The organism is Synechococcus sp. R6-5 (assembly GCF_047461775.1).
Taxonomy (GTDB): domain Bacteria; phylum Cyanobacteriota; class Cyanobacteriia; order Thermostichales; family Thermostichaceae; genus Thermostichus.
The window spans coordinates 1-591 of the sequence record NZ_JANSHV010000331.1 but is presented as its reverse complement, the minus strand read 5'-3'; the positions used below and the strand labels follow the sequence as shown (position 1 = coordinate 591).

Genomic DNA, 591 nt, shown 5'->3' with positions numbered 1-591 from the left:
GGACTCCGTCCCGCTAACGCGAACAGCAAGCCACTGGCCAGCGAGGAAAACAGGATGGATCTGCGAGCCCTCATTCGCTTGGTGCCCGATTTTCCCAGACCCGGCATCCTCTTTCGGGATATGACCCCCCTGCTGCAGGATCCGGCAGGCTTCCGGGCGGCTATTGAACAGTTGGCCGCCGGCACCACCGGCATGGGATCCCTAGATTATGTGGTCGGCATCGAGTCGCGGGGGTTCATTTTAGGGGCTGCTTTGGCACAACACCTGGGCTTGGGCTTTGTCCCGGTTCGCAAGCCAGGCAAACTGCCGCCGCCGGTGCTCAGCCAGACTTACAGCCTGGAATACGGCCAAGACCAGCTCCAACTGCACGCCCACGCCCTGCGGCCTGGAGAGCGGGTGTTGATCGTGGATGATGTCATTGCCACCGGGGGTACAGCCGCTGCCACCGCCCAATTGGTGGCCCAGAGCGGCGCTGAGGTGGGGGGATTTGCCTTCTTAATCGAGCTGGCCTTTTTGTCCGGCTGCAAGGCTCTTCCCCCTGGGATCCCTGCCCATGTGGTGATGGTAGAGCATGACTCTAGTCAATAATAA

The 591-nt window shown here is 61.1% G+C and carries 1 protein-coding gene; it reads left to right on the top strand.

What is annotated here, in order from left to right; all coding sequences use genetic code 11:
- Positions 1 to 54: 54 nt before the first annotated feature.
- Positions 55 to 588 (top strand): adenine phosphoribosyltransferase, encoded by a 534-nt coding sequence (locus NW818_RS13465; protein WP_414424837.1) that lies wholly within the window; start codon positions 55 to 57, stop codon positions 586 to 588.
- Positions 589 to 591: the final 3 nt, after the last annotated feature.